Raw genomic sequence first — 26,136 nt, 5'->3', positions numbered from 1 at the left:
TATAAGAAAACCTCCTTATTTATTTTGTAAAGCTTTTTCAGCGATGGAAGTATTGACTAGTGTTTTATAGTCGACTCTTTTTGGTAATTCACCAGCTTCTTCCAGGATATCTTGTAGGTGATTCCAGCCTTCTTCATTTAATATTAAATCTGTTCCAAATGAACCTTGCTTTTGATATCGTTCAATGGAAGAGGCTAAGATTTCAACATCAACATCTTCAAAGAATGGTTGAACGACTTCGGCCACTTCTTTAGGATCATTTTCTTCTACCCATTTAGCTGCCTTATAAATAGCACGAACAAATTTTTCAAGTGTATCTTTATTTTTTTTAAGAAAACTTTCTTTCGCCATGTAATCGGTGTAGGGCACACTACCGGATTCCTTACCGAAAGAGGCAACAATATGACCTTTCCCTTCTTTTTCAAAAACGGATGCCGTCGGCTCGAATAATTGAACATAGTCCCCGGTTCCGGAAGCAAAAGCGTTTGCGACATTAGCAAAATCAATGTTTTGAATTAATTTCAAATCTTTATGAGGTTCGATTCCCTTATCTTTTAGTACAAATTCGCCAACCATTTGCGGCATACCGCCTTTACGCTGACCGAGGAAAGTGGACCCTTTTAACTGATCCCATGAGAAGTCTTCCTTTTTTTCGCGAGAAACTAAGAAGGTTCCATCTGTTCTCGTTAGTTGGGCAAAATTAATGACCGGATCTTCAGCCCCTTGTGCATAAACGTAAATGGACGTTTCAGAACCAACTAATGCTACATCTGCTCCATCAGATAATAATGTAGTCATCGTTTTATCTCCACCAGCGGTTGTTTTTAAATCAATGTCCAGTCCTTCATCTTTAAAAAAACCTTTTTCAATTGCGACATATTGTGGTGTATAGAAAACCGAACGTGTAACTTCTGCCACTCGAACTTTCTTTAAGGATTCTGTTTTGGAACAGGCACCTAGGGAAAAAATAAGAATGGCGGTCATTAATAGTGAGAAGCTAATTTTAAGCCCTTTTTTCATGACCCATTATCCTCCTTTTTGTTACTAATTCTGATAAAGTATCGTATGATAAACATAAAAATGTGTGAATGCCTATTTTTTAGAGGTTAGAAGTAAAAGGTTGGAGGTTAAAATGTAATGCAAATTAGTATCAGTTCATACGTAATTGAGAAGCAGCCTTTTCCTTCTCCGAATCCAAACGTTCGAATGTGTATGATAACCTATATATCAGATGGGTTGAAGGTTAAGGGGTTATTAGCTGAACCACGAGATGATAAAGAATATGATGGTTTTCTCTATTTAAGAGGGGGAATTAAAAACGTCGGTATGGTAAGACCTGCTCGTATTGGGCAATTTGCAGCGGAGGGATTTATTGTATTTGCCCCTTTTTATCGAGGAAATCGCGGTGGGGAAGGGAATGAAGATTTTGGGGGAGAAGATCGAAAAGATGCATATACTGCTTTTGATCTTTTGAAGCAGTACCGAAGAGTAAAAAGTAATCGAATACATATTTTTGGATTTTCAAGAGGAGGGATAATGGCTCTTCATACTGCGATCAATCGAAATGATGCTAAATCGGTAGTGACATGGGGAGGTGTATCCGATATGTTCCTTACTTATTATGAAAGAAAAGATTTACGTAAAATGTTGAAACGAGTAATTGGAGGGACACCAAAAAAATATCCTGAACTTTATCAAGAGCGAACCCCTTTATATTCGATCGACAGACTTAATCAACCAGTATTAATTATTCACGGAGTAAAAGACAGGAATGTTTCAATTGAACATGCAATAAGATTGGAAGAAAGGTTAAAAGTTTATAAAAAAGAAGTTGAGACATGGTATTTTCCAAATTATACTCATTATTTTCCACCTGCAATAAACCGTCAAATTGTTACTGATTTATGCTCCTGGATGAAAAACAGGTCATAAACATGGTAAAATAAAAGGAATATTATGTTCGAAAGGGGAGGCTGTAACGATGGGGATGCCATTAGAATTAAATACAATGATCATAACTAAAGGAAATGAAAAAAGATTAGAAGAAAACTTATTCATATTGGAAAAGGAAGGATACCGTTTGTATCCAATTGATATTCCAATGGATATACGTAAAACGAAAGAAAGTGAAACAAGAGGAACTGCGGTAATTAGAAAGCTTGAGTGGGAAAGTGAAAAAACGAAAATCACATACCAACTAATTTCATTGAATTCAAGTAATTAATGATAATCGATATAAAGGAAAGGGACTGGAAGGAAAATGTTAGTCATTTTCTTCCAGTCCCTTTCCTTTATATTATTTTATAATTGGACCGCCATGCATTTCAATTTCTTGTGAAAGATGACCGAATTTCTTAAAGTTTTCTTTGAACTTTGTGGCAAGCTCTTGTGCTTTTTCATCATATGCCTGTTGGTTTTCCCATGTTTTATTAGGAATCAACACTTCATCAGGCACTCCGGGTACATGTAATGGAATGTGCAATCCGAAAATATCATCCTGTTTTGTTTCGACCGATTGAAGTTCTCCTTCTAATGCAGCCTGAACCATTGCTCTTGTATAACTTAATTTCATCCGGCTTCCTACCCCATATTCTCCGCCAGTCCAACCTGTATTGACTAAGAAGACTTGAACCCCATGCTCATCAATCTTTTTCCCTAGCATTTCAGCGTATACTGTAGCTGGCAAAGGTAAAAATGGTGAACCAAAACAAGTTGAGAAAGTGGCTTCTGGAGAAGTAACTCCACGTTCTGTTCCCGCTAGTTTGGAAGTATACCCACTTAGGAAATGATACATTGCTTGCTCTTTTGTTAATTTGCTGATTGGAGGTAATACCCCGAAAGCATCTGCTGTTAAAAAGACAATTGTTTGTGGGTGTCCAGCAATACTTGGTTCAACGATATTGTCAATTGCTTGGATTTGGTATGCAGCACGTGTATTTTCAGTTAATGTCGCATCATCATATAATGGTTCACGAGTCAATTCGTCGACCATTACATTTTCTAAAACTGCACCGAATCGAATTGCATCATAGATCTGTGGCTCTTTTTCGCGAGTAAGACCGATGCATTTTGCATAGCATCCACCTTCTATATTAAATACACCATTCGATGACCATCCATGTTCATCATCACCAATTAAGCGGCGATTTGGATCCGCAGATAACGTCGTTTTGCCCGTTCCGGATAATCCGAAGAATAAAGCGACATCTCCTTCAGCACCTACATTTGCGGAACAATGCATCGGTAGAATATCATTTTGAGGTAAAAGATAATTCATGATTGAAAAAATACTTTTCTTCATTTCACCGGCATACTCAGTACCGCCTATAAGAATAATCCGACGTTCAAACGAAACAACGACAAACGTTTCCGAATTAGTCCCATCTGTTAATGGATCCGCTTTCACATTGGGAGCAGATAAAATAGTAAATTGTGCTTCATGGGTTTTTAGTTCCTCTTCGGTTGGTCGAATAAATAATTGTTGCGCAAATAGATTATGCCAAGCATATTCATTTACCACTTGGATCGGTAATTGATTTCTTTTGTCAGCACCCGCAAATCCTTTAAAAACAAATACTTCTTCTTGCTCTTGTAAGTAATTAATCACCTTTGTATATAATTTATTAAATGATTCCTCGGAGATTGGTTGATTTACAGAACCCCAATCGATTGCATCTTTTGAAGAAGCTTCTTCAACAATATATTTATCTTTAGGGGAACGGCCAGTATATTTTCCAGTTTCAGCACGGACCGCACCTGTTGATGTTAAGATTCCTTCACCCCGTTCTAATACCTTTTCCACTAATTGAGGTACAGCTAATTGAGTAAGGACGTTTTTTCCGGCTAAAACATTTGTTAATGTATTTGAAAAAGTAGCTGATTTCATTTATACTAACCTTCCTTTATAAAAAATTTAAGTATCCTTTTATTCGTTAATTAGTATAACACAATTATATATATAGTCTATACTATATGTGCGCATTTTTTTAAAATATATGAAATTGTTAAATTAAAAGTTTTTTCAATTCCACAATATAATAAGGAAGTCAATTGTACAAGTTTAAAATAGAAAAATTATTTATTGACACCATCCAACAAATTGCGTAATATTTTACCTTGAACGGATACTCTTATCCCGAGCTGGTGGAGGGACAGGCCCAATGAAACCCGGCAACCGACATTCTATAGTTAGTGATTTGGAAGTTAGAAAGAGAAGCAGGTTTTGCTCCTCAAAATTCTAACATCTTACTTCTAACAGCTAGGACGCACGGTGCTAACCTGAGGCAAGGTAAAATCCTTGAACGATAAGAGTGAAAGGCATGGGTAATGAACCTTTCCTCACATAGTACATATGATGGGGAAGGGTTTTATTCATTTTTGATATTACCCACTTTCGAAACCTATGAACCCGGATTTTTATGTTTAGGATAAAATCTGTGGTTTATTTCATACTATTAGGGAATGAGTACCGTGAGGCGTAAAAATAGATAGTAATTGTATGAGGGAGGAATAAAAATGTCAAATAAGCGTCGTTTATTCACGTCTGAATCCGTGACTGAGGGACATCCAGATAAAATCTGTGACCAAATTTCAGATGCCATTTTAGATGCAATCTTAGAAAAAGATCCGAATGCCCGTGTAGCTTGTGAAACTTCAGTTACGACAGGTCTTGTGTTAGTAGCTGGAGAAATTACAACTAATACATATGTCGACATTCCAAAAATTGTTCGTGGAACAATTAAAGATATCGGATATACACGTGCAAAATATGGCTTTGATTCAGAAACATGTGCAGTCCTAACATCAATCGATGAACAATCAGCGGATATTGCTATGGGTGTCGATAAAGCATTGGAAGCACGCGAAGGTCAAATGTCTGATGATGAAATTGAAGCAATCGGTGCAGGTGACCAAGGCTTAATGTTTGGTTTTGCTTGCAATGAAACGAAAGAACTTATGCCGTTACCGATTTCTCTAGCACATAAATTAGCTCGTCGGATTGCAGAGGTGCGTAAGGAAGAAATATTGCCATATTTACGACCTGATGCAAAAACACAAGTAACAGTAGAATATGATGAAAATGATCGACCAATTCGTATTGATACAATCGTCGTTTCTACCCAACACCATCCTGAAATTAGCTTGGAACAAATTCAACGCAATATTAAAGAACACGTAATTAATCCAGTTGTTCCTAGTGAGTTAATTGACGAGGAAACGAAATACTTTATTAATCCTACAGGCCGTTTCGTTATTGGCGGACCTCAAGGTGATGCTGGGCTAACTGGCCGAAAAATCATTGTTGATACGTATGGCGGTTATGCGCGTCATGGCGGAGGAGCATTCTCCGGAAAAGATCCAACAAAAGTTGACCGCTCTGCTGCTTATGCGGCACGATATGTAGCTAAAAACATTGTTGCAGCGGGATTAGCTGATAAATGTGAAGTCCAACTTGCCTATGCAATTGGGGTTGCTCAACCGGTATCTATTTCCATTGATACATTTGGTACCGGAAAAGCATCTGAAGATGTATTAATTGATGCAGTACGTAAACATTTTGATTTACGCCCGGCAGGAATTATTAAAATGTTAGATTTACGTCGCCCAATTTATAAACAAACAGCTGCTTACGGTCATTTCGGACGTCATGATCTTGACCTTCCATGGGAAAGAACAGATAAAGCCGAAAACTTACGTAAAGAAACTTTAAATAAATAATACTTTTGCAAGTGGAGTTACAGTATTTGTAACTCCACTTACTTTTGTAAAAATAAGTATTCGCAGTTCTTACCAATAAATTATATATATTGTCTACTGCAAAAAGGAAAAAAAAATGATAGTATAGTATGGTGTGAAAAATGTTGAATACTTGCCCATTATGGCAGGTCATTGGAATCACGTATTCAATAAAATATAAAATAGTAATAAATAAGTATGTTAATTTGGAATGGAGTAGGTGACATACATAATGTGTGGATTTGTTGGTTGTATACATGACAACGAGGTTGGATTAAGAGAAACAGACAGACAACTATTTAAAAACATGAATGATATTATTACTCATCGTGGTCCTGATGATGAAGGATTTTTTGAAGATGAGCATATTCAATTTGGTTTCCGCAGATTGAGTATTATTGATATAGAAAGCGGACACCAGCCGCTAACATATGAAAATGAACGATATTGGATTATTTTTAATGGTGAAATTTATAACTATGTGGAATTACGAAATGAATTGATTGAAGCGGGGCTAACTTTTGAAACGGCTTCTGATACGGAAGTTATCATTGCACTGTACAGCTACTATAAAGAAGACGCAGTTTCTAAGCTTCGCGGCATGTTTGCTTTTACTATTTGGGATAAACAGGAGCAAACATTGATTGGTGCTCGCGATCCATTTGGTATTAAGCCATTCTTTTATAAAGAAGAAAAAGGACGTACATTCTTTGCTTCTGAAAAGAAAAGTATTCTGCTCGCAATGGAGCATGAAGAATTAAATTATGAAGCTGCTCAACATTATATGACATTTCAATTTGTGCCGGAACCGGAAACCATGACAGCAGGAATCAAAAAACTAGAACCAGGCCATTATTTTATTAAAAAATTAGGAAAACCAATGGAGATCAAACGCTATTGGAAAGCGTCCTTCCAGCCTGTACAAAAATCTGAAGATGAATTTATTAAGGAAATTAGAGACGTCTTATTTGATTCTGTCAACGTTCATATGAGAAGTGACGTACCAGTAGGTTCATTCTTATCTGGTGGGATTGATTCTTCGATTATTGCGTCCATTGCGAAGCAATATCATCCAAACATCAAAACATTCTCAGTCGGATTTGAACACAATGGCTTCAGTGAAATTGATGTAGCAAAAGAAACAGCGGATAAACTTGGTGTCGAAAATATTAGTTATATAATTACCCCGGATGAATATATGAAGGAATTGCCAAAAATTATTTGGCATTTAGATGATCCGTTAGCGGACCCTGCATGCGTTCCTTTGTATTTCGTGGCACGTGAAGCAAGAAAGCATGTAACAGTTGTTTTATCTGGTGAAGGTGCGGATGAATTATTTGGCGGTTATAATATTTATAGAGAACCGCAATCACTAGAAGTATTTAATAAAATTCCTGCCGTTGGTAAGTCTTTATTAAAAGCATTAGCGAAAATTTTACCTGAAGGTGTGAAAGGGAAAAGCTTTATTGAGCGTGGAGTAACACCGATGGAACAAAGATATATTGGAAATGCAAAGATGTACAGTGAATCCGAGAAAAAGGATCTGCTAGCACAATATCGGTCAGGATTAGAATATACAGACATTACAAAACAACTGTATGCTGAAACGAAAAATTACGATCCGGTTGATCGAATGCAGTACATTGATATTCATACATGGATGCGCGGTGATATTTTATTAAAAGCGGATAAAATGACGATGGCACATTCATTAGAATTAAGGGTTCCATTTTTAGATAAAGAAGTCTTTAAAATTGCTTCCAAAATACCGACAAGTTTAAAAACAGCAAATAATACAACGAAATACATCTTAAGAAAAGCGGCTGAAGGCGTCGTTCCGGATCATGTGTTAACTCGAAAGAAACTTGGCTTCCCGGTACCAATCCGTCATTGGCTAAAAGATGAAATGCATGATTGGGCAAAACAAATTATTCATGAAAGTGGCACCGATCACATCATTAATAAGCATTATGTTTTAAATCTTTTAGAGGAACATTGCCAAGGGAAAATGGATCATAGTCGTAAAATATGGACTGTCCTCATCTTTATGATATGGCATGCAGTATACTTAGAAGAAAAATATGATTTCCAAAAACAATATAAGCTCCAAACTGAAGGGGTTAATATTTAAAATAGCAGCCGCGGTTTACATACCTATTCGTGGTATGTAATCGCTTGGCTGCCCATCTGCACCCAGGCTTCTTTAAAGTCGTTAATGGGTGCTTTTTTATTTTTCTTACCAGTCAGTGGATCGTTGAAATAAATAAAGTTTTTATCGTAACCTGTAATTAATACTGAATGTTCTTTACTAGTAATGCGGATGGCACCTTTTTTTGTATGCCATGTTGTAAAATAGGAATCAGGGAGCTTTTTGTATTGTGTATTAATAATTACCCAGATTGGTTGCCCGTTTGATAAAGGTATTTTTAATTCATCAAATGAGCTTTTCGTTAGGTTAACTATTTTACCAGGCAAATATTTATTCGCTAATTCAATTATTGGTTGAACATAAACACCAAGTCCCGGTTTACTATACGTATATATATCGCCGACAAATCCGTCGTTTGGGTGCCCATAATAAATGTTGTTGTTAATTATTTTGCGTGGTGTCGGATCTTTTTTAATTTGTTTCGCAAGGGTCATTTTATCACTTTTGATTCCTGCTGAATTTAGTAACATAGACAAGCTAGTTACTTCGCATCCACGAGCTAATTCTGGAAATTGTGAAGTGACGGGAATATCTAAAAGAACCTTGTCCTTTATTTTCACAATCGAATATTGTTTTGAATTTTGGTTGTTTAAATCAATTGTTCGGTCCGCCATTTCACTGGCATGTTCAAAATTTTGATAGCCATAAATAAAAATAATAATAAAAAATAGAAATGCTGTAAAACCTGCTATAATAGATTTCATAAAATCACCTTTACATTATCCTTACTATATACATCGGCATTTTTCGTCAATATTAAAGTTTTTATTATAAAGTAAATAAAAAAGAGCGATCCATTTTATTTTTTCATTTATATAAATGGGTACAATATAAAAGGCTCTTTTCCTATTTTGCTTTTTTCTTTTATAATTAGGAAGAGATTACTATGCTTGAATTAAGGAGGTATCAGATATGTGGAAATGGGAAGCGGATCAAGGTCCAAAAGCTATTATCGTAATGGTCCATGGTGCGATGGAGCATCATGGGAGATATAGTTGGCTCATTGAAATGTGGCGTTCATCAGGCTACCATGTAATAATGGGAGATTTGCCAGGACAAGGAATGACAACAAGATCCCAAAGAGGTCATATCGATTCCTTTGATGAATATATTTTCGAAATAAAAGATTGGGTACAAACGGCCTATCAATTTGATGTACCAGTATTTCTATTTGGACATAGTATGGGAGGTTTGGCGGTCATTCGGACCCTTCAAGAAGAAAGATTAAATCTTGCGGGCGTAATTTTATCCGCGCCATGTTTAGATTTAGTTACCTATCCTTCAAAATTTTTAAGTTTTCTATCAGTATTAATGAATAAAGTTGCTCCGAAAGTGAAATTTTCCAGTGGCTTAACGATAGAGGATGTAACAAGAAATGAGGAAGCACGAGAGCTCGCTTTAAATGATTCTTTATATGTAACAAAAATTTCTGTCAGATGGTACAGAGAATTAGTACAGGCAATGAAACTGGCCTTCACAAATATGTCGAAAATACCAGATATTCCTTTTTTGGTTTTACAAGGTGGAAATGATAAAATTGTAAATAAACAAGCTGTAAACGATTGGTTTAATAAAGTAACACTTTCCGAGAAACAATATAAAGTTTGGCCAAATAGCTTTCATGAAATATTTAATGAACCGGAACGGGAAGAAGCTTTCCAATATGCAAAGAATTTTGTCGAAACAAGACTTCGCGCTTTAGGCTATATAATTAATTGAGGTGATTTTTAAAGATGTCCGTCCCTTCGAATCCATTTTCATTGATGAATCAGGTGTACAGGAAAGTATTTCCGACTGTTCATCGTGAATTAATGTACTGGAAAGAAAAAGCTGCATCAATCCCCAACCAAGAACTTAGAAACCAAGCATTAGCTAGTATTGAGCATAAAACTTTTCATTGTGAAGGTGGTTCCATTCTTGCATTATTAGCTCTTGATCGTAGGGATGAGGCAATAAAGTTTATTGTAGCGTATCAAACAATTAGTGATTACTTGGATAATCTTTGTGACAGAAGCACCTCTTTAGATCCCGCTGATTTTGAAGCGTTACACGAGTCGATGAGAGATTCGTTATCGATTCATGCAAAAACGAAAAATTATTATCGACTTCGGGATGATCAAGATGATGGCGGCTATTTAGAGGAATTGGTCTTAACATGCCAAAAAGTATTATCTTCGTTAACAAAATATGATCTAATAAGAGATTCTTTATTAGAATTATGCCAGTATTACTGTGATTTACAAGTACATAAGCATGTAAAAGTTGAGGAAAGAGAGCCTCGTTTACAATCATGGTTCAAAACATATCAATCATCCTTACCGCAAATGGGATGGCATGAATTTTCCGCATGCTCCGGTTCCACATTGGGAATATTTTGTCTCGTATCTTATTGTTTCCGAAAAGATTTTATTGAGGACCACGCAAAAAGCATTCGTGAAGGGTATTTTCCTTATATTCAAGGTTTGCACATCCTTCTTGATTATTTTATCGATCAGGATGAAGATCGAGAAGGTGGAGATTTAAACTTCTGTTTCTATTATGATAATAATGAAGAAATGTTTGAACGATTAACACACTTTTTAACAGAGGCAGATATACATACGGAAAAATTGCCTGATCAGAAATTCCATAAATTTATTAATCGAGGGCTTTTAGCTGTTTATTTATCTGATGATAAAGTGAGTAAACAAAAAGATGTTCAAAAAATAGCGAGAGAATTAATTAAACATGGGGGATCAATTAGCTACTTTTTTTATTGGAATGGACGAGCATACCGAAAAATAAAAAGTTTAATCCCAACAGGAGTTTTAAAAGCTTTGTTAAAAACGAAAAAAAGAAGTGCAGAGCTACACTAAGAAAAGCGGAAAGCTAGGCTACTTGCGCTGGACAGCAAAAAAAACGATAACCGATATTGGTTATCGTTTTTCAATAGCGATGATAAATGGCGGGTTATTTATTTGATTAATGAACTCGTATTTTAAAACATGGGCCTTTTTTTGATCGATACTTTTTACAAAATTCATCACTTCATCTTTTTCAATTGCACCTTCCGGATGACCGTGATAAATGACAACAACAATCATTGCTTCGGGACTCATTATTTCTAAAAGCTGTTCGACTGCTGCAATAGTTGTTGAGGAATGTGTAACAATTTGTTTATCCCCGCCAGGCAAGTACCCTAAATTAAAAATAGCGGCGGAAATTTTTCCAAAATGGTGTGAAGGAATGGTATCTTTAATCGTTTCGTGCCCTTTGTTAAAAAGAGTAATATTAGTTAACAGGTTTTCCTTGTCCAAATAGTCTCGCGCATGCATCAATGCCTCTTCCTGAATATCAAAGCCATATACATGCCCATTTTGTCCAACCAATTTTGCTAAAAACTCGGTATCATGCCCGTTGCCTACCGTAGCATCCACGACAATGTCATTGGGGGAAATTGCTTTTTTTAGTAACGTATGGGAAAAGTCTAAAATTTTTTGAAGTTTCACAATTACACCTCTAAATATTTGAATTTCTTTAATGATACAAGTCTAATTTATTTCCTCGAAATTGCCAACATAGTCCGTAAACAAATGAACAAAATAATGTTGAGGCATGCTATGCCTTAAAACTCCGTCATATAAAAGGAGGAGTCATAAATTGGCAACAAGACAATCTGTTAGCGAACATATTCAACGATGTGAAGAAGCGATTAGCTATGCAAAAGAACAGTTTATCGAAGGAAGCAGGCAGGAGCATTATTACGATAATGAATATCAATATGCAATGCAGCAGCTTGAAGGTTCATACAATGAATTAGCCCAGCTTGCAAATAGTGCTAATTCCCAACAAAGAGAACAATTACATCGAATGAGATTACAGATTCAACAGCTGCAAAATCAAATGACTCTATTAAATCATGACCGACCACAATAATTCTTTATTTACGGAGGATATTATGAAAAAACGATCAAAACAAAATAACCCGGAACAAAAAACAAAAAACGGTATAAATAATCAAGATATGGAAGTTGGGCAAGATTACGATCCAGTTAAAGAATTGAAGAAACAAAATTCCAAAAAGAGTCAGCCAATACGCTCTAAACAACATATCGAAAATCCTGATTAAACAAGTGAAAATAATAAAGGAGTGAGCGACAAGCTCGCTCTTTTTTACATTTTTGTCCTGCTCCAACTGCCTAGAAAGGCGCTCTCATCTTTTTAATGATTAACAGAATATTATGTGTATGCTTTTTTGAGATTTGCCACTTGAAGCAAGTTATAAAAAGAAATAAAATGATGTAGGAATGTAAATATTGGGGAGGAAGGGAGCGATTTTCATGCCTAGATCCTTATGGCTTTTAGTGATCGGTATGATGGTGAATGTTACTGGCTCTTCTTTTTTATGGCCGTTAAATGCTATTTATATTCATGATCACTTGGGGAAATCATTATCGGTTGCAGGAATTGTTTTAATGTTAAATTCGGCTGCAAGCGTAATAGGAAATTTAATTGGTGGAAACTTATACGATAAAATCGGCGGTTTTCGTTCGATTTTACTTGGAATAATGATTACAATCTTATCTTTAATCGGAATGACTTTTTGGCATGGATGGCCGCTATATCCAATCTTTTTAACAATTATTGGGCTTGGAGCGGGTATCATTGTACCGGCGATGTTTGCGATGGCAGGTGCAGTCTGGAAAGAAGGGGGAAGAAAAGCTTTTAATGCCGTTTATATTGCGCAAAATTTTGGTGTTGCAGTTGGTTCGGCACTTGGTGGTTTTGTTGCTTCTTTTTCTTTTGATTATATCTTTCTTGCTAACTTAATTATGTTTATTGTCTTTTTCTTGATTGCCTTTTTCGGTTATCGAAAAATTAACATTGATCGAGGAAACTATACTTCAGTCATTCAAGAGAAAAAAGTCGTGAAAAGCGGAACAAAATTAATCGCTCTGTTGATTTTGTGCAGCGGCTACTTATTATGTTGGGTCGGATATGTGCAATGGCAGTCTACGATTTCCACATACACGCAAGAAATAAATATTTCACTTGGACAATATAGTATGCTGTGGACGATTAATGGCGCATTAATTGTTTTGGGGCAGCCATTATTAAATCCAATCGTAAAACGTTTTGGAACCAATTTAAAAGCACCCATCATTACGGGAATTATTATTTTTATGATTTCGTTTGGTATTGCCGGTTATGCATCAAATTTCAAAGGATTTTTAGCTGCAATGATCATTTTAACCATTGGTGAGATGTTTGTATGGCCGACCGTTCCTACTATTGCCGATAGTTTAGCGCCAAAAGGAAAAGAAGGCTTCTTTCAAGGGATTGTTAATAGTACAGCGACTGGCGGACGAATGATTGGTCCATTATTGGGCGGTATTTTAGTCGATTTATATTCGATGTCCATATTATTTAAAGTATTGCTAATTCTATTGGTTATATCCATTGTTCTATCTTTAATCTATGACCGTCCTTTAAAATCAAAAGAGGAAAAACAGTCCATTTCGATGTGAGTGTTAAAAAGGGCTTGAAAGATTGAATAAAATTGGATAGAATGGTAAATACAATTATCAGATAGTTTAACGTTGATAAGGAATAGTAATGATGTCCCCTTGATTAAGAGAGTTGGCGGCCGGTGTAAGCCAACCAAGACCATCATGAACTCACCTTTGAGTTGCAAATGTGAACATCCATCTTTAGGATTAAGTAGTATTTGCCGTTTTCCGCGTTAAGGATGAATGAAGTGAGTGGTGTTTACACTAATTTGGGTGGTACCGCGGGAGAAAATTTTACCTCTCGTCCCTTTATTGGGATGAGGGGTTTTTTGTATGAAAAAATTAGGAGGTCGTGATTCATGAGCTTTAATCATCATGAAATTGAAGAAAAATGGCAAAAGTATTGGGAACAAAACAATACATTTCGAACAACTGAGGATGAGAATAAGAAAAATTTCTATGCACTAGACATGTTTCCTTATCCATCCGGGGCAGGCCTACATGTAGGACACCCTGAAGGCTATACAGCAACAGATATCGTTTCAAGAATGAAACGTATGCAAGGATATAATGTTCTTCATCCAATGGGATGGGATGCATTTGGTTTACCTGCTGAGCAATATGCGATTGATACAGGGAATGATCCTGCGGAATTCACAAAACACAATATTGAAACGTTTCGACGTCAAATAAAAGCACTTGGGTTCTCATATGATTGGGAACGTGAAGTGAATACGACCGATACCGATTATTATAAATGGACGCAATGGATTTTCCTAAAGCTGTATGAAAAAGGTCTTGCCTATATTGATGAAGTAGCAGTGAATTGGTGTCCTGCTCTTGGTACAGTACTGGCAAATGAGGAAGTTATTGATGGGAAAAGTGAACGCGGCGGCCATCCGGTAGAACGCCGTCCGATGAAACAATGGATGCTTAAAATTACTGCCTATGCTGATCGTTTACTAGATGATTTGGATGAGCTAGATTGGCCGGAAAACTTAAAAGAAATGCAAAGAAATTGGATTGGCCGTTCTGAAGGAGCAGAGGTTACTTTCAAAATTGAAAATACAGAAGAAACATTTACAGTATTTACAACGCGCCCGGATACTTTGTTTGGTGCAACATATGCTGTTCTTGCTCCAGAACATCCACTAGTTGAGGTAATTTCTACAGAAGCACAAAAATCAGCAATTGCTACATATTTGGAGCAAATTAAATCAAAAAGCGATCTTGAACGAACAGATTTAGCGAAAAATAAAACAGGTGTGTTTACTGGTGCATACGCAATTAATCCTGTGAATAATGAAAAAATGCCAATCTGGATCGCAGATTATGTGCTTATGAGCTATGGAACAGGAGCGATTATGGCGGTTCCTGCACATGATGAAAGGGATTATGAATTTGCAAAAAAATTCGGGCTTGAAATAAAAGCCGTTCTTTCCGGTGGTGACATCGAGAAGGAAGCATACACAGGTGATGGTGAACATATTAATTCAGAATTCCTCGATGGTCTTAACAAACAAGAAGCAATTGAAAAAATGATTGCGTGGCTTGAAGAAAAAAATGTGGGAACGAAGAAAGTAACCTATCGCCTTCGTGACTGGTTATTTAGCCGTCAACGTTATTGGGGGGAACCAATTCCTATTATTCATTGGGAAGATGGGACAATGACACCAGTGCCTGAAGATGAACTTCCGTTAACTCTTCCGGTAACAAAGGAAATTAAGCCATCTGGTACAGGGGAATCACCTTTAGCAAATATTGCCGACTGGGTAAATGTTGAAGATCCCGCTACCGGTAAGAAAGGTAGACGTGAAACGAATACGATGCCGCAATGGGCTGGAAGCAGCTGGTATTTCTTGCGCTATATTGATCCTAAAAATGATAAAGCAATTGCAGATTTTGATAAATTAAAAAAATGGTTGCCAGTAGATATTTATATAGGTGGTCAGGAACATGCAGTACTCCACCTATTGTATGCAAGATTTTGGCATAAATTTTTGTACGATATCGGTGTAGTCCCTACGAAAGAACCATTCCAAAAGCTATTTAACCAAGGAATGATTCTAGGCGAAAATAATGAAAAAATGAGTAAATCAAAAGGAAATGTCGTCAACCCTGATAAAATCATAGATAGTCATGGCGCAGATACGCTACGCCTTTATGAAATGTTTATGGGTCCATTAGATGCATCGATTGCCTGGTCGACAAATGGATTAGACGGTGCAAGAAGATTCCTTGACCGTATCTGGAGATTGTTAGTCGATGAAGATGGCCAAATCTCTAATAAAGTTCAAACCGGTAATAGTGAAGTTCTTGAAAAAGTATACCATCAAACCGTTAAGAAAGTTACAGAAGACTACGAAAACTTAGGTTTTAATACTGCTATTTCGCAAATGATGGTATTTATCAATGATGCATACAAAGTGGATGTTTTACCAAAAGCGTATATTGAAGGATTTGTTAAATTACTTTCACCGATCTGTCCACATATTTCAGAAGAACTTTGGAGTAAACTAGGTCATAGTGAAACAATTTCATACGAACCATGGCCAACATATGACGAATCAAAACTAGTTGATTCAGAGGTTGAAATCGTTATTCAGCTAAATGGAAAAGTTCGTTCAAAAATGATGGTTTCTCGTGAAATCACTCGTGAACAGCTAGAATCAGAAGTAATGAATGATGCTAAAGTAAAAGAATTAATTGAAGGGAAAACGGTCCGAAAAGTGATAGCCGTTCCCGGAAAGCTCGTAAATATTGTTGCGAACTAACTAAAATAGCGGATAAAGCGGTATATTTATCCAAATAAAAATTTTTATTCTTTGAAATTCTACATGCAGACCCTTATAAATGAAGGGTTCTGCATGTTTTTTTGTTTGCAAAAAATTCTGTATTATAATACAAAATTTTCTGTATGTCAATTCTATCTAAAAAATTATTTATCGGTTATTGTAAAAAAAGGTTCATAATTGACATTTAGGGGGAGCAAGAATTTGAAAAGAATTTTATTATTCATTGCAGCAATTTTTCTTTGTTTTACGGTTTTACCGAAAGTAAGTTTTGCAGCACCAAATAAAGCGGAGCTTCAAACATATTTAGAAAGTATCGGGATGACTGAAAAAGAGCTAAATGAGCATTTGGAGTATTTTTACAATACATCGATTAAATCTTTTTCAACTATAAACGATATTAAAAAACTAGTAGGTGAGCCGCTTACAGAAAATAATTTGCAAAAATTGATTAAGAAATATGAGTTTAAAGATGAAACGGATGTTAAGAACTTTTTAGTTAAAAATGGGGAAATGGGTAAAACCGACAATATTTATGATGTTTATCATTTTACCAATGCCCTTGATGATGCTGTTTCTTTCTATATTGGAACACCAATAACAGATAAAAACCTAAAAGAATTATTGAAAGAGTATGATATGACATACGATGAAATGGTCAATTTATTGAAGAGTAATGGTGATTCAATTGATAACTATGAATTCATTGAGGATCTTGAAGATGCACTTATCTCTTATTCAGATGATTCGATATCAGATATCTTTTCCGATATTTTTGATAAAGTTGGCCTTACTGATGAGGAAGTAGGGAATTTACTTAATCATTTTATGTCCCTTAAGTTGGATGAAAATGTAGAAAATAAGCTAAATAAATTATCGGAACGTATGATGGCCATTGGAGACTTTGAAAGTAAATCGGATTTATCGGAAAAGGAAATAAACGAAATCGTAAATGTTTATCAAGAAATGCTTAACATATTTAAATTAAATACTAAATTTTATTTAGTGAAAGGTTCCGATAAAAAGCCGATTTCATTGAATGAACTAGCTCAATTAACTTCAACAAATGGATATAATTTATTAATCGAAATTTATGATAATAATGGCAAATTATTAGCTGACTTAATTTTAACTCCTGATATGTTTGGTTCGGAACTAATTAAAGATACAGCTGAAAAGGTCAAAAAGGTTGAAAAAGCTATTACAACACCTATGAAAAAAACAGTTAGAGGCGGTAAGTTACCAAATACTGCTGGACATTATGGAGATTATTTATTAGGTGGACTATTATTATTGGCAATGGGCATATTTTTGTTCCGTAGGTGGCGATCAATAAATATATGAAAGTAACAAAAAAACGAGTATACTTCGCTTGTTGTATCGGAGTAATAGTCGCGGGATTATTGATGATAAGTATAAATGGCTATAAATTATTAAAACCCGAAGCTTCGGAGAAGAAATTTGTTGCGCAGAAAAAGCCCTTTCACTTGAAAACAGCTGAACCACTATACAAAAGGGCGCCTGTTAAAGGGGAAATAATCGGTCAATTAATCATTCCGAAAATCAATGCGGATTTACAAATATATGAAGGTGCAGACGAAGACGAACTGGAAAAAGGTGTTGGACATTTTTCTCAAAGTGTCTTGCCAGGTGAAAAAGATAATTCAGTACTATCAGGTCATCGGGATACCGTGTTTCGAAAGCTTGGGCAAATGGAAAAAAATGACCTATTAATTGTAAAAACAAACGCGGGACAATTTAAGTATAAAATTAAAAAAACGAGAATTGTTGATGCAGATGATCGCACTGTCATCGTACCAAAACCGAGGGCGACATTAACCGTGACCACCTGCTACCCATTTAACTTTATTGGCGATGCACCACAACGGTTTATTATAGAGGCTGTTTTAATACACTAAGTAAGCATCAAAAATATGTATTTCCTTTCTGTGATGATATAATGGGTGAAAGTATATTAACAGAAAAGAAAGGAAGGCAATCAATGAGTGATTTTCGTACAATTACACCGGATGAGTTAAAGGACAAGCTAAATAAAGGTGAAAAATTAAATCTAATTGATGTTCGTGAACATGAAGAGGTTGCTGAAGGAATGATTGAACAAGCTAAACATATCCCGATGGGCGAAATTCCTGATTCACTTGATCAATTAGACAAAAATAAAGAATATATAATGATATGCCGATCTGGTGGCCGAAGCGGCCGTGTATGCGAATATCTTCATCAAAATGGCTATAAAGTCATTAATATGGAAGGCGGCATGCTGAACTGGACAGGAGAAACAAAGCCGAAGCTATAAATTTAATGAGCCGACTAAACACATGTTTAGTTGGCTTTTTTTTTAAGGCCGAAGCGGTTTTGTGAATTTATTGTGTCCGATGTTCGGAAAGAAGAGAAGCGGTTCGATGTGGAAGGCAAATGTAAGTCTATGGGTCCGGAAAGAGGAGAAGCGGTCCGATGAGGAAGTGAAGCGTAAGTCTATGGGTCTGGAAAGAAGAGAAGCGGTCCGATGAGGAAGTCAAGTGTGAATCTATGGGTCCGGAAAGAAGAAAAGCGGTCCGATGAGGAAGTCAAGCGTAAGTCTATGGGTCCGAAAAGAAGAGAAGCCGTCCGATGGCTCCATAATCATTGCATCTAATCGTTATTTTTTGTATGTCACTATAAATTCAACACAGTTAGAACATGTAATTCCTATTTTTAATTTGTGCAGAATGTTTTGAAAATTAATCTTTCTGTCTAGAATAGTAGTAACTAGATGGAGAGGAAGATAAAAAATGATCCAAGTAAAATTGTTTGATTATGAGCATGAAAAAGATTTAGAAGCGGATGTTAATCTATTTCTAAAAGATATTGAGGAAAATAAATTATTAGATATTAAGTATCATGTCGCAGTTACTTCAGAGGATGAAGATGAACAAATTTATTGTTTCAGTGCGATGGTTTTATACAGAAAATAAAAGAACGGGGTCCTAATTGGACTCCGTTTCAATTCTTGCTGCGTTCATTCCTGCTAATCTTCCTGTTACTAATGCTGAGGTTATATTATATCCTCCCGTGTATCCGTAAATATCCAATACTTCCCCGCAGAAATAAAGACCTTGAACAAATTTTGAAGCCATTGTTTTTGGCTCGATTTCCTTGACCGAAACTCCTCCACCGGTGACAAACGCCTTTTCTAATGGAAGTGTTCCATTTACTTTAAATTGAAATTGTTTGCATGCCTCTGCAAAGTTTCTTAATTGATCCGTAGAAATAGTAGAGCCTTGTGAATCGGGAGAGATACCGTTTTGTTCCAATAAAAACAGTAAATATCGCTCAGGTACAATTCCTTTTAATGAATTTTTTATTGCCTTTTTTGGTTCGTCTTTTACTAACTTCACTACCTTTTGAAATAGTTCCTCTCCATTCATTGAAGGGATGGCATCAATATTCATAGTTACATGTTTCAAGTTCCATTTTTTCATTGCTTTCACAACAAACTGGCTGCATCTTAAAACAGCCGGACCGGAAATTCCAAAATGGGTAAAGATCATGTCCATTTGATGTGTAATTAATGGTTTCCCTTTAGGATTTAATACACTAACTGCAACATCTCTTAATGACAATCCTTGTAATGTCTTTGCTTTGATAAAGGGCTCTTCCGATGTTACGGGTACCTCTGTTGGAAAAAGCTCGGAAATGGTATGACCAGCCTTTTCGGCCCATGGAAAGCCGTCACCGGTCGAACCTGTATGGGGAACGGACTTACCTCCAACAGCAATGACAACTGAATGCGTCGTAAGCATACTCCCATCCATTAACTCAACACTTTCAACTGCTCCATTAGAAAAATGTAGATCTTTAACAGTCGTATTCGTCCGAATTTCTACATCTAATTCTGCTAAGCGTCTAAGTAATGCATCAACGACAGACTGTGCCTTATTAGATACCGGAAACATTCGTCCATGATCTTCTTCCTTTAGTTCAATGCCTAATTTTTCAAAAAAACGGATAATGTCTTCATTATTAAAAATGGAGAACGCACTATATAAAAATCTTCCGTTGCCAGGAATATGCTTAACGATTTCATCGATAGGCAGCCGATTCGTTACGTTGCATCTTCCACCGCCAGATATCGCAAGCTTGCGCCCTAGCTTATTTCCTTTATCAATTAATAAAACTTTTGCCTTTTTTTCACCTGCTGCAATGGAAGCCATTAATCCAGATGGCCCTCCACCGATAATAATTACATCGTACGTCATTACGAAACACCTTTTTCTGTCAAATTTCTGTATTAAAAAAAGAATTAACGAATAAATTGTCAATTTTTTAAGTAAGAGGTAAACTACATATTAGTGTGTAAATTAAATTTTATTGATTGAGGGATTATATGTCTTCAAAACTAATACGCGGTACGTTTATATTAACATTAGGAACGATTATATCAAAGATAATTGGATTGTTTTACGTTATTCCATTTCATGCTATTGTAGGAGGTTCCGAGCCGGAAGCACTATATCAATTTGGATATGTACCTTATACGTTGTTTATCAGTATTGCCACAGCGGGTGTCCCACTTGCTGTATCAAAATATATCGCTAAATATAATGCTTTAGAGGAGTATGCAATAGGACGAAAATTATTTAAATCAGGTATTTTATTAATGCTAATAACTGGGATTGTCAGTTTTTTAGTAATGTATGTATTTGCCCCTACATTCGCTGAGCTTAGCATGACGGGAGTAGAATCAAAAAAATTCTCAATCGAAGATGTAACAACGGTCATCCGTGCTGTAAGCTTTGCGTTAATTATTATTCCTGTAATGAGCTTAATAAGGGGATATTTTCAAGGTCATCAATCAATGGGCCCATCAGCAGTTTCACAGGTTATTGAACAATTAGTTCGAATCGTATTTCTATTATTAGGGGCATTTTTTGTCTTGCATGTTTTCCATGGAAAAATGGTTACTGCTATTAGTGTTGCAACATTTGCAGCATTTATTGGAGGCATTGCGAGTTTATTCGTGTTGTTTTGGTATTGGAGAAAAAGAAAATCTCATTTTGATGAATTATTAAACTATGATAAAGGTACGATGCATGTTTCTTTAAGGGAAATGTATAAAGAAATTTTTATCTATGCCCTGCCGTTTGTTTTTGTCGGTATTGCGAATTCACTTTATCAATATATTGATCAATTAACATTTAATCGAGGAATGGCTGCTATCGGAAAAGGAAAAGAGGCACTTGAAGCGATTGGAATTCTCAACTTCGATTCACATAAACTTGTCATCATCCCGGTATCACTTGCTACGTCATTTTCCTTAACACTTGTACCACTCATTACTGAATCATTTGCTAAAGGAAGACGTTCTGAATTGGTACGTCAAGTTGATCAAACCTTTCAAGTTTTGTTATTTTTAACGGTTCCTGCAGCAATCGGTTTATCGTTGCTTGCACATCCGATTTTTACTGTATTTTATGAACCAAATAAATTAGGTACAGACGTATTAGGGCATTATGCGCCGGTTGCCATTCTATTTGCTTTGTATTCTGTCACAGCGGCTATTTTACAAGGGATTAATGAACAAAGGTTTACTATATTAAGTCTATTAGTTGGTTTGTTGCTTAAATTAACTTTTAATATTCCATTAATCAAGCTTTTTGAAACTAACGGAGCGGTTTATGCAACAGTGCTAGGTTATTCAGCATCTATAATCATCAATCTTTTCGTCATAAAAGTGTTTGCACAGTATCCATTTAAAACGATTTTTAGAAGAGCTATTTTAATTTTATTGATGAATGCGATTATGGCTGGAATTGTCATTATTGTTTATAAACTTATCACGCTAGTATTAGTTCCTGATGCAAAGCTGCAAGCATTAATTATTACCATCATTTGTGGCGCAGTCGGTGCAATTGTTTATGGATATTTAGGATTAAGGTCGAAATTAGCTGAAAAATTATTTGGTTCTAGGATCAGTAGGATTAAATCAAGATTGCATATAGGATAGAAAAAGGAGGTCATGAGTGGCCTCCTTTAAAAATAGGGATAAAGAGGTGTTAAAATGAGAATGGATAAATTTCTAGCAAATGCGGGATTAGGTAGTAGAAAAGAAGTGAAACAGATTTTAAAGAAAAACATCGTTAAAGTAAATGGTGTAATTGTAAAGGATAGTAAAGCCCATATTGATCCTCAGCAAGACGAGGTGACCGTTAGAGGAGAGAAAGTCGACTATAAGGAATACATTTACTTAATGATGAATAAACCTGCTGGTGTAATTTCAGCAACAGAGGATAAACATGATGAAACAGTTATCGACCTTTTAGAAGTGAATGATACGATATTAAATCCCTTTCCAGTTGGACGCTTAGATAAAGATACGGAAGGACTATTATTGCTAACGAATGATGGACAGCTTTCACATCAGCTGCTTTCACCAAAGAAACATGTACCAAAAACCTATTTTGCAGTAATTAAAGGTGAAGTAACTGATCGAGATATTTCTGCGTTTCGTAAAGGCGTAATACTGGATGATGGCTACCATACGAAACCTGGAGAACTAGTTATTTTAAAATCCGGGATCCATTCTGATATTGAATTAACAATTATGGAAGGTAAATTTCATCAAGTGAAGCGGATGTTTGAAGCAGTTGGAAAAAAGGTCATCTATTTAAAAAGAATTTCGATGGGACCATTAGCTTTAGATGAAACACTTGAGTTAGGTGAGTATCGTGAGCTTACTGAAGAGGAAGTTTTATTATTAAAGGAATACGAACCAAAAGCATAGAAAGGAGCTGACAACTGAATGCAGCTCCTTTCTTGTATATTTTATTTAATTTTTTGCTTATGAAGACATCTTAACTCTCTTTTCTGTTGTTGTCCATTTCCCACGGTGTGGGCTTATGATTAAGTCATTGTATGCTAACACATTCAAATCTCTTTGAATGGTGCGAGGTGTGATGCCGAACTCTTCTACAATGTCCTGCGTTGTAACAGTCCCATTTTCTTTAATAAACATGTAGATAGATTTAATTCGGGTTAGCATGCGATTTGTTGAAGGTTTCAAAAAACCACTCCCTCATCTTTATTCCAAAGACCAAGTTACGGACGGCTTATTTAGTTGGATATTGGCCACAATACTTGTATGATTCATACAAATAGTGATAATGAAACTCCAATATCGCTAGAAAAGATGTAATATTATCCGGACAGACAGCTCCTTTTTTCTGAAGGCTGATTTCATTTCGAAAAAAGCCTTATTGATTTTTATCATCTAAGATGTCAGACAATTACATTGTACACCTTCCTTTTTAATTTATCTAGGGATAGGATTCAAAAATTTGTTTCATTCCCTTTAATAATATATATGAAAGAGTTGTTGAAATATTATAATCTTCAGATAACTGCTGTTGGAAATATTGTTGCTTTTAACAATATTAAACGCGCAGAGTGGATTGGAGCGGAAAGGAACGGTTTATTGTTTATTTCCAAAACAACAAGCTTTACAAAAACTACCTTTATTTAATGTTGGAAAAGGAGTAATATAAACTAAGGTATATTTCAGAATACATAAATTCCTTTTAAGGAGTGACAACAATGGAAAATATAAATTGGACAGAGGAAGTTCTAAAAAGAAAAGATCATTTAATTGACGATTTACAACAGTTGTTAAAAATAAGAAGTGTTTTAGATGAAGAAAATGCGACCGAAGATGAACCGCTAGGTAAAGGGGTTAAAGAGGCATTACAATATTTATTAGATTTAGGAGAAAAAGATGGCTTCACTGCTAAAAATGTCGGTAATTTGGCAGGCCATTTAGAAATGGGAAAAGGAAATGAATTAGTCGGTATCCTATGTCATGTCGATGTAGTTCCCGAAGGAGATGGCTGGAGTGTTGATCCATATGGCGGTGAGGTCATAGATGGCAAAATATATGCTAGAGGTGCAAGTGATGATAAAGGCCCAACAATGGCTGCCTATTATGCAATGAAAATTGTTAAAGACTTGGGACTTCCTATAGAAAAACGTGTACGAATGATCATTGGAACAGATGAAGAAAGCAATTGGCGTTGTGTGGAACATTATTTCCAACATGAAGAAATGCCGACAATGGGTTTTGCACCGGATGCAGATTTCCCTATCATTAATGCTGAAAAAGGACTCTCTGATTACGATATCGTTTTGCCGGCAAAAACGGATGATCAACAAATGAAAAATACTCTTATATCATTTAATTCGGGACGAAGATATAATATGGTACCCGATTTTGCAGAAGCTGTTATCACCTTTGATGGTGAACAAACGGATTTATTTCAAAAGTTTACAAGCTTTTTAGAAGAAAATGAGTTAAAAGGAAAGTACTTTGTTAAAAATGGGGATTTGCACTTCGAAGTGGAAGGTGTATCTGCTCATGGAATGGAACCGCGAAATGGGAAAAATGCGGGATTGTTTTTAACAAAGTTTTTATCTACATTAGAGCTAAATCAACATGCTAAGAAATTTGTAGATTTTGCTGTAAACGTATTGCTTGATCAGTCGCGTGGGGAAGGCTTAGGTGTTCAATTCAGCGATGATATTACAGGTGACTTGACAATTAATGTAGGAAAAATGAATTATGACCAAGAAAAAGGCGGAAGTTTCGGGATTAATATGCGCTATCCCGTAACGTTTAACATGGATAAAGGAAAAGAAACAATTACTGCAAAAGCATCAGAACACGGATTTTCAATTGAAAACTTTTCTGACTCCAAACCACATCATGTAGATGCAAACGATGAGCTAATCAAAACATTACAAAAGGTTTATGAAGAGCAAACAGGAGAAAAAGCTGAACTTCTATCCATTGGAGGAGGAACTTATGCACGTTCGTTAAAATCGGGTGTAGCATTTGGTGCACTTTTCCCCGGACGACCGGATGTTATGCATCAAAAGGATGAATACATGCCAGTCGATGATTTATTAAAAGCAACAGCAATTTATGCTCAAGCCATTTATGAATTAGCCAGATAATAATCAGAATTCAAAGGGGAGTTTCGTATGGAGAACATTATATTTAATGGGGAAATTATTGAACGTTCAAAGGTAAATATTGATATTGAGGACCGTGGATATCAGTTTGGTGACGGAGTCTATGAAGTCATTCGAGTGTATAATGGAAAACTTTTTACGAAGGAAGAACATATTAATCGTTTATATGAAAGTGCGGAGAAAATTTCGATTCAAATTCCTTATGAAAAATTGGAACTCATTCAAACATTAGAGGAATTAGTTCAAGTAAATCAGCTCGACACTGGAATTATATATTTACAACTAACTCGTGGAAGTTTTCCAAGACAACATGGGTTCCCTAAATCAGACGTACCGCCAGTTTATGTTGCATATACACGTGAAATGCCAATTCCGAAAGTTTCTATGGATGAAGGGGTCAAAGGATTATTAATAGAGGATATTCGTTGGTTAAGATGCGATATTAAAAGTTTAAACTTATTAGGCAATATTTTAGCTAAACAAAAAGCTGCGGAGTCCGGTTGCTTTGAGGCGATTCAACACAGAGGAGAAGAAGTTACAGAAGGTTCTTCATCAAATGTGTTTATTGTGAAAGATAATTGTTTAATTACACGACCAGTCTCAAATTTAATCTTAAATGGAATTACAAGACAAGTGATTATTAAATTATGCCAGGAAAATGGTATTTCTTTTAAGGAAGAAATATTTACAATTGATGATTTACTAGAAGCAGATGAAGTATTTATCTCAAGTACAACTTCAGAAGTTATGCCAATCATTCAAGTAAATGAAAAAGTGATATCAACAGGAAAACCCGGAAAAATAACAAGAAAACTTCAACAACTGTTTCAACAAAAAATTGGCATGTAATCGTCGTTATGTTTTCGGAAAAAATAAACCAGCATTG

The 26,136-nt window shown here is 35.7% G+C and carries 25 protein-coding genes, 1 riboswitch and 1 other annotated feature; of the genes, 19 read left to right on the top strand and 6 right to left on the bottom strand.

The window, feature by feature from the left end:
- Positions 1-15: 15 nt before the first annotated feature.
- On the bottom strand, positions 16-1,020 hold the full coding sequence (locus MKY81_RS19160) for an ABC transporter substrate-binding protein (RefSeq protein WP_341118578.1): 1,005 nt from the start codon (positions 1,018-1,020) through the stop codon (positions 16-18).
- 117 nt (positions 1,021-1,137) lie between these two features.
- On the opposite strand from MKY81_RS19160, the gene MKY81_RS19155 reads away from it, so the two are divergent.
- Both MKY81_RS19155 and MKY81_RS19150 read left to right on the top strand, forming a co-directional pair.
- Positions 1,138-1,932 (top strand): alpha/beta hydrolase family protein, encoded by a 795-nt coding sequence (locus tag MKY81_RS19155; protein WP_066235866.1) that lies wholly within the window; start codon positions 1,138-1,140, stop codon positions 1,930-1,932.
- Positions 1,933-1,981: 49 nt separating this feature from the next.
- Positions 1,982-2,224, top strand: coding sequence for a DUF2584 domain-containing protein (locus MKY81_RS19150; RefSeq protein WP_066235867.1), 243 nt, complete (start codon positions 1,982-1,984; stop codon positions 2,222-2,224).
- 72 nt (positions 2,225-2,296) lie between these two features.
- Here MKY81_RS19150 and pckA read toward each other — a convergent pair whose 3' ends face one another.
- The gene (gene pckA, locus MKY81_RS19145; RefSeq protein ID WP_066235868.1) at positions 2,297-3,886 is read right to left on the bottom strand and encodes a phosphoenolpyruvate carboxykinase (ATP); all 1,590 of its coding nucleotides are present in this window, start codon (positions 3,884-3,886) and stop codon (positions 2,297-2,299) included.
- Between the two features lie 241 nt (positions 3,887-4,127).
- Positions 4,128-4,311: riboswitch (SAM riboswitch) on the top strand.
- A gap of 204 nt (positions 4,312-4,515) precedes the next feature.
- Between pckA and metK the strand changes: the two genes are divergently transcribed.
- Together metK and asnB are read left to right on the top strand one after the other, a co-directional pair.
- Positions 4,516-5,718, top strand: coding sequence for a methionine adenosyltransferase (gene metK, locus MKY81_RS19140; RefSeq protein ID WP_107920714.1), 1,203 nt, complete (start codon positions 4,516-4,518; stop codon positions 5,716-5,718).
- Between the two features lie 250 nt (positions 5,719-5,968).
- Positions 5,969-7,867 (top strand): asparagine synthase (glutamine-hydrolyzing), encoded by a 1,899-nt coding sequence (asnB, locus tag MKY81_RS19135; protein ID WP_328007221.1) that lies wholly within the window; start codon positions 5,969-5,971, stop codon positions 7,865-7,867.
- Positions 7,868-7,890: 23 nt separating this feature from the next.
- On the opposite strand, the gene MKY81_RS19130 is transcribed toward asnB, so the two are convergent.
- A complete protein-coding gene (locus tag MKY81_RS19130; protein WP_066235871.1) occupies positions 7,891-8,649 on the bottom strand; it encodes a C39 family peptidase in 759 nt (252 codons plus the stop codon).
- Positions 8,650-8,857: 208 nt separating this feature from the next.
- Between MKY81_RS19130 and MKY81_RS19125 the strand changes: the two genes are divergently transcribed.
- Both MKY81_RS19125 and MKY81_RS19120 read left to right on the top strand, forming a co-directional pair.
- On the top strand, positions 8,858-9,664 hold the full coding sequence (locus MKY81_RS19125; RefSeq protein ID WP_066235872.1) for an alpha/beta hydrolase: 807 nt from the start codon (positions 8,858-8,860) through the stop codon (positions 9,662-9,664).
- Between the two features lie 14 nt (positions 9,665-9,678).
- Positions 9,679-10,800: a tetraprenyl-beta-curcumene synthase family protein gene (locus tag MKY81_RS19120; RefSeq protein ID WP_108070258.1), complete on the top strand. Its 1,122-nt coding sequence runs from the start codon at positions 9,679-9,681 to the stop codon at positions 10,798-10,800.
- Between the two features lie 60 nt (positions 10,801-10,860).
- On the opposite strand, the gene MKY81_RS19115 is transcribed toward MKY81_RS19120, so the two are convergent.
- Entirely contained in the window at positions 10,861-11,433 is a 573-nt protein-coding gene (locus tag MKY81_RS19115) for a class I SAM-dependent methyltransferase (RefSeq protein ID WP_066235874.1), read from the bottom strand.
- A gap of 151 nt (positions 11,434-11,584) precedes the next feature.
- On the opposite strand from MKY81_RS19115, the gene MKY81_RS19110 reads away from it, so the two are divergent.
- The 8 genes from MKY81_RS19110 (at position 11,585) to MKY81_RS19075 (ending at position 19,201) form a co-directional block, all read left to right on the top strand.
- On the top strand, positions 11,585-11,860 hold the full coding sequence (locus tag MKY81_RS19110) for a YtzC family protein (RefSeq protein WP_066235875.1): 276 nt from the start codon (positions 11,585-11,587) through the stop codon (positions 11,858-11,860).
- Between the two features lie 22 nt (positions 11,861-11,882).
- Positions 11,883-12,053 carry a glycogen biosynthesis protein GlgD gene (locus MKY81_RS19105; RefSeq protein WP_066235876.1) on the top strand — a complete coding sequence of 57 codons (171 nt, stop codon included), beginning with the start codon at positions 11,883-11,885 and terminating at the stop codon, positions 12,051-12,053.
- A gap of 211 nt (positions 12,054-12,264) precedes the next feature.
- Positions 12,265-13,452, top strand: a complete 1,188-nt coding sequence (locus MKY81_RS19100) for an MDR family MFS transporter (RefSeq protein WP_108070260.1) — start codon at positions 12,265-12,267, stop codon at positions 13,450-13,452.
- A 63-nt stretch (positions 13,453-13,515) separates the two neighbouring features.
- Positions 13,516-13,746, top strand: a binding site (T-box leader).
- 47 nt (positions 13,747-13,793) lie between these two features.
- Positions 13,794-16,208 carry a leucine--tRNA ligase gene (gene leuS, locus MKY81_RS19095; protein ID WP_066235881.1) on the top strand — a complete coding sequence of 805 codons (2,415 nt, stop codon included), beginning with the start codon at positions 13,794-13,796 and terminating at the stop codon, positions 16,206-16,208.
- A gap of 222 nt (positions 16,209-16,430) precedes the next feature.
- Entirely contained in the window at positions 16,431-17,570 is a 1,140-nt protein-coding gene (locus MKY81_RS19090) for a processed acidic surface protein (RefSeq protein ID WP_066235883.1), read from the top strand.
- Positions 17,567-18,145, top strand: coding sequence for a class D sortase (locus MKY81_RS19085; RefSeq protein WP_066235885.1), 579 nt, complete (start codon positions 17,567-17,569; stop codon positions 18,143-18,145). The genes MKY81_RS19090 and MKY81_RS19085 overlap by 4 nt, the downstream gene beginning before the upstream one ends.
- An 83-nt stretch (positions 18,146-18,228) precedes the next feature.
- Positions 18,229-18,543 (top strand): rhodanese-like domain-containing protein, encoded by a 315-nt coding sequence (locus tag MKY81_RS19080; protein ID WP_066235886.1) that lies wholly within the window; start codon positions 18,229-18,231, stop codon positions 18,541-18,543.
- A 475-nt stretch (positions 18,544-19,018) separates the two neighbouring features.
- Positions 19,019-19,201 carry a sporulation protein Cse60 gene (locus tag MKY81_RS19075; RefSeq protein WP_066235888.1) on the top strand — a complete coding sequence of 61 codons (183 nt, stop codon included), beginning with the start codon at positions 19,019-19,021 and terminating at the stop codon, positions 19,199-19,201.
- 12 nt (positions 19,202-19,213) lie between these two features.
- On the opposite strand, the gene MKY81_RS19070 is transcribed toward MKY81_RS19075, so the two are convergent.
- A complete protein-coding gene (locus tag MKY81_RS19070; RefSeq protein WP_341118567.1) occupies positions 19,214-20,485 on the bottom strand; it encodes a BaiN/RdsA family NAD(P)/FAD-dependent oxidoreductase in 1,272 nt (423 codons plus the stop codon).
- A 128-nt stretch (positions 20,486-20,613) separates the two neighbouring features.
- Between MKY81_RS19070 and MKY81_RS19065 the strand changes: the two genes are divergently transcribed.
- Both MKY81_RS19065 and MKY81_RS19060 read left to right on the top strand, forming a co-directional pair.
- The gene (locus tag MKY81_RS19065) at positions 20,614-22,233 is read left to right on the top strand and encodes a putative polysaccharide biosynthesis protein (RefSeq protein ID WP_341118565.1); all 1,620 of its coding nucleotides are present in this window, start codon (positions 20,614-20,616) and stop codon (positions 22,231-22,233) included.
- A 54-nt stretch (positions 22,234-22,287) separates the two neighbouring features.
- Positions 22,288-23,010 carry a pseudouridine synthase gene (locus tag MKY81_RS19060; RefSeq protein WP_108070266.1) on the top strand — a complete coding sequence of 241 codons (723 nt, stop codon included), beginning with the start codon at positions 22,288-22,290 and terminating at the stop codon, positions 23,008-23,010.
- A 57-nt stretch (positions 23,011-23,067) separates the two neighbouring features.
- On the opposite strand, the gene MKY81_RS19055 is transcribed toward MKY81_RS19060, so the two are convergent.
- Positions 23,068-23,289 (bottom strand): DeoR family transcriptional regulator, encoded by a 222-nt coding sequence (locus MKY81_RS19055; protein WP_066235897.1) that lies wholly within the window; start codon positions 23,287-23,289, stop codon positions 23,068-23,070.
- A 300-nt stretch (positions 23,290-23,589) separates the two neighbouring features.
- On the opposite strand from MKY81_RS19055, the gene MKY81_RS19050 reads away from it, so the two are divergent.
- The 3 genes from MKY81_RS19050 (at position 23,590) to dat (ending at position 26,099) form a co-directional block, all read left to right on the top strand.
- A complete protein-coding gene (locus MKY81_RS19050; protein WP_160331507.1) occupies positions 23,590-23,748 on the top strand; it encodes a hypothetical protein in 159 nt (52 codons plus the stop codon).
- Positions 23,749-23,819: 71 nt separating this feature from the next.
- Positions 23,820-25,232, top strand: a complete 1,413-nt coding sequence (pepV, locus tag MKY81_RS19045; protein ID WP_341118562.1) for a dipeptidase PepV — start codon at positions 23,820-23,822, stop codon at positions 25,230-25,232.
- Between the two features lie 27 nt (positions 25,233-25,259).
- Positions 25,260-26,099 (top strand): D-amino-acid transaminase, encoded by an 840-nt coding sequence (gene dat, locus MKY81_RS19040; protein ID WP_107919804.1) that lies wholly within the window; start codon positions 25,260-25,262, stop codon positions 26,097-26,099.
- Positions 26,100-26,136 lie beyond the last annotated feature (37 nt).

The organism is Heyndrickxia sp. FSL W8-0423, from assembly GCF_038009395.1.
Lineage (GTDB): Bacteria > Bacillota > Bacilli > Bacillales > Bacillaceae_C > Heyndrickxia > Heyndrickxia sporothermodurans.
This window is presented reverse-complemented; position numbering and strand designations above follow the sequence as displayed.

Bases quoted from the DNA above. Each gene is read 5' to 3' on its own strand.
- MKY81_RS19160 (WP_341118578.1), bottom strand. From the start codon at position 1,020: ATGAAAAAAGGGCTTAAAATTAGCTTCTCACTATTAATGACCGCCATT.
- MKY81_RS19155 (WP_066235866.1), top strand. From the start codon at position 1,138: ATGCAAATTAGTATCAGTTCATACGTAATTGAGAAGCAGCCTTTTCCT.
- MKY81_RS19150 (WP_066235867.1), top strand. From the start codon at position 1,982: ATGGGGATGCCATTAGAATTAAATACAATGATCATAACTAAAGGAAAT.
- pckA (WP_066235868.1), bottom strand. From the start codon at position 3,886: ATGAAATCAGCTACTTTTTCAAATACATTAACAAATGTTTTAGCCGGA.
- metK (WP_107920714.1), top strand. From the start codon at position 4,516: ATGTCAAATAAGCGTCGTTTATTCACGTCTGAATCCGTGACTGAGGGA.
- asnB (WP_328007221.1), top strand. From the start codon at position 5,969: ATGTGTGGATTTGTTGGTTGTATACATGACAACGAGGTTGGATTAAGA.
- MKY81_RS19130 (WP_066235871.1), bottom strand. From the start codon at position 8,649: ATGAAATCTATTATAGCAGGTTTTACAGCATTTCTATTTTTTATTATT.
- MKY81_RS19125 (WP_066235872.1), top strand. From the start codon at position 8,858: ATGTGGAAATGGGAAGCGGATCAAGGTCCAAAAGCTATTATCGTAATG.
- MKY81_RS19120 (WP_108070258.1), top strand. From the start codon at position 9,679: ATGTCCGTCCCTTCGAATCCATTTTCATTGATGAATCAGGTGTACAGG.
- MKY81_RS19105 (WP_066235876.1), top strand. From the start codon at position 11,883: ATGAAAAAACGATCAAAACAAAATAACCCGGAACAAAAAACAAAAAAC.
- MKY81_RS19100 (WP_108070260.1), top strand. From the start codon at position 12,265: ATGCCTAGATCCTTATGGCTTTTAGTGATCGGTATGATGGTGAATGTT.
- leuS (WP_066235881.1), top strand. From the start codon at position 13,794: ATGAGCTTTAATCATCATGAAATTGAAGAAAAATGGCAAAAGTATTGG.
- MKY81_RS19085 (WP_066235885.1), top strand. From the start codon at position 17,567: ATGAAAGTAACAAAAAAACGAGTATACTTCGCTTGTTGTATCGGAGTA.
- MKY81_RS19080 (WP_066235886.1), top strand. From the start codon at position 18,229: ATGAGTGATTTTCGTACAATTACACCGGATGAGTTAAAGGACAAGCTA.
- MKY81_RS19075 (WP_066235888.1), top strand. From the start codon at position 19,019: ATGATCCAAGTAAAATTGTTTGATTATGAGCATGAAAAAGATTTAGAA.
- MKY81_RS19070 (WP_341118567.1), bottom strand. From the start codon at position 20,485: ATGACGTACGATGTAATTATTATCGGTGGAGGGCCATCTGGATTAATG.
- MKY81_RS19065 (WP_341118565.1), top strand. From the start codon at position 20,614: ATGTCTTCAAAACTAATACGCGGTACGTTTATATTAACATTAGGAACG.
- MKY81_RS19060 (WP_108070266.1), top strand. From the start codon at position 22,288: ATGAGAATGGATAAATTTCTAGCAAATGCGGGATTAGGTAGTAGAAAA.
- MKY81_RS19050 (WP_160331507.1), top strand. From the start codon at position 23,590: ATGAAAGAGTTGTTGAAATATTATAATCTTCAGATAACTGCTGTTGGA.
- pepV (WP_341118562.1), top strand. From the start codon at position 23,820: ATGGAAAATATAAATTGGACAGAGGAAGTTCTAAAAAGAAAAGATCAT.
- dat (WP_107919804.1), top strand. From the start codon at position 25,260: ATGGAGAACATTATATTTAATGGGGAAATTATTGAACGTTCAAAGGTA.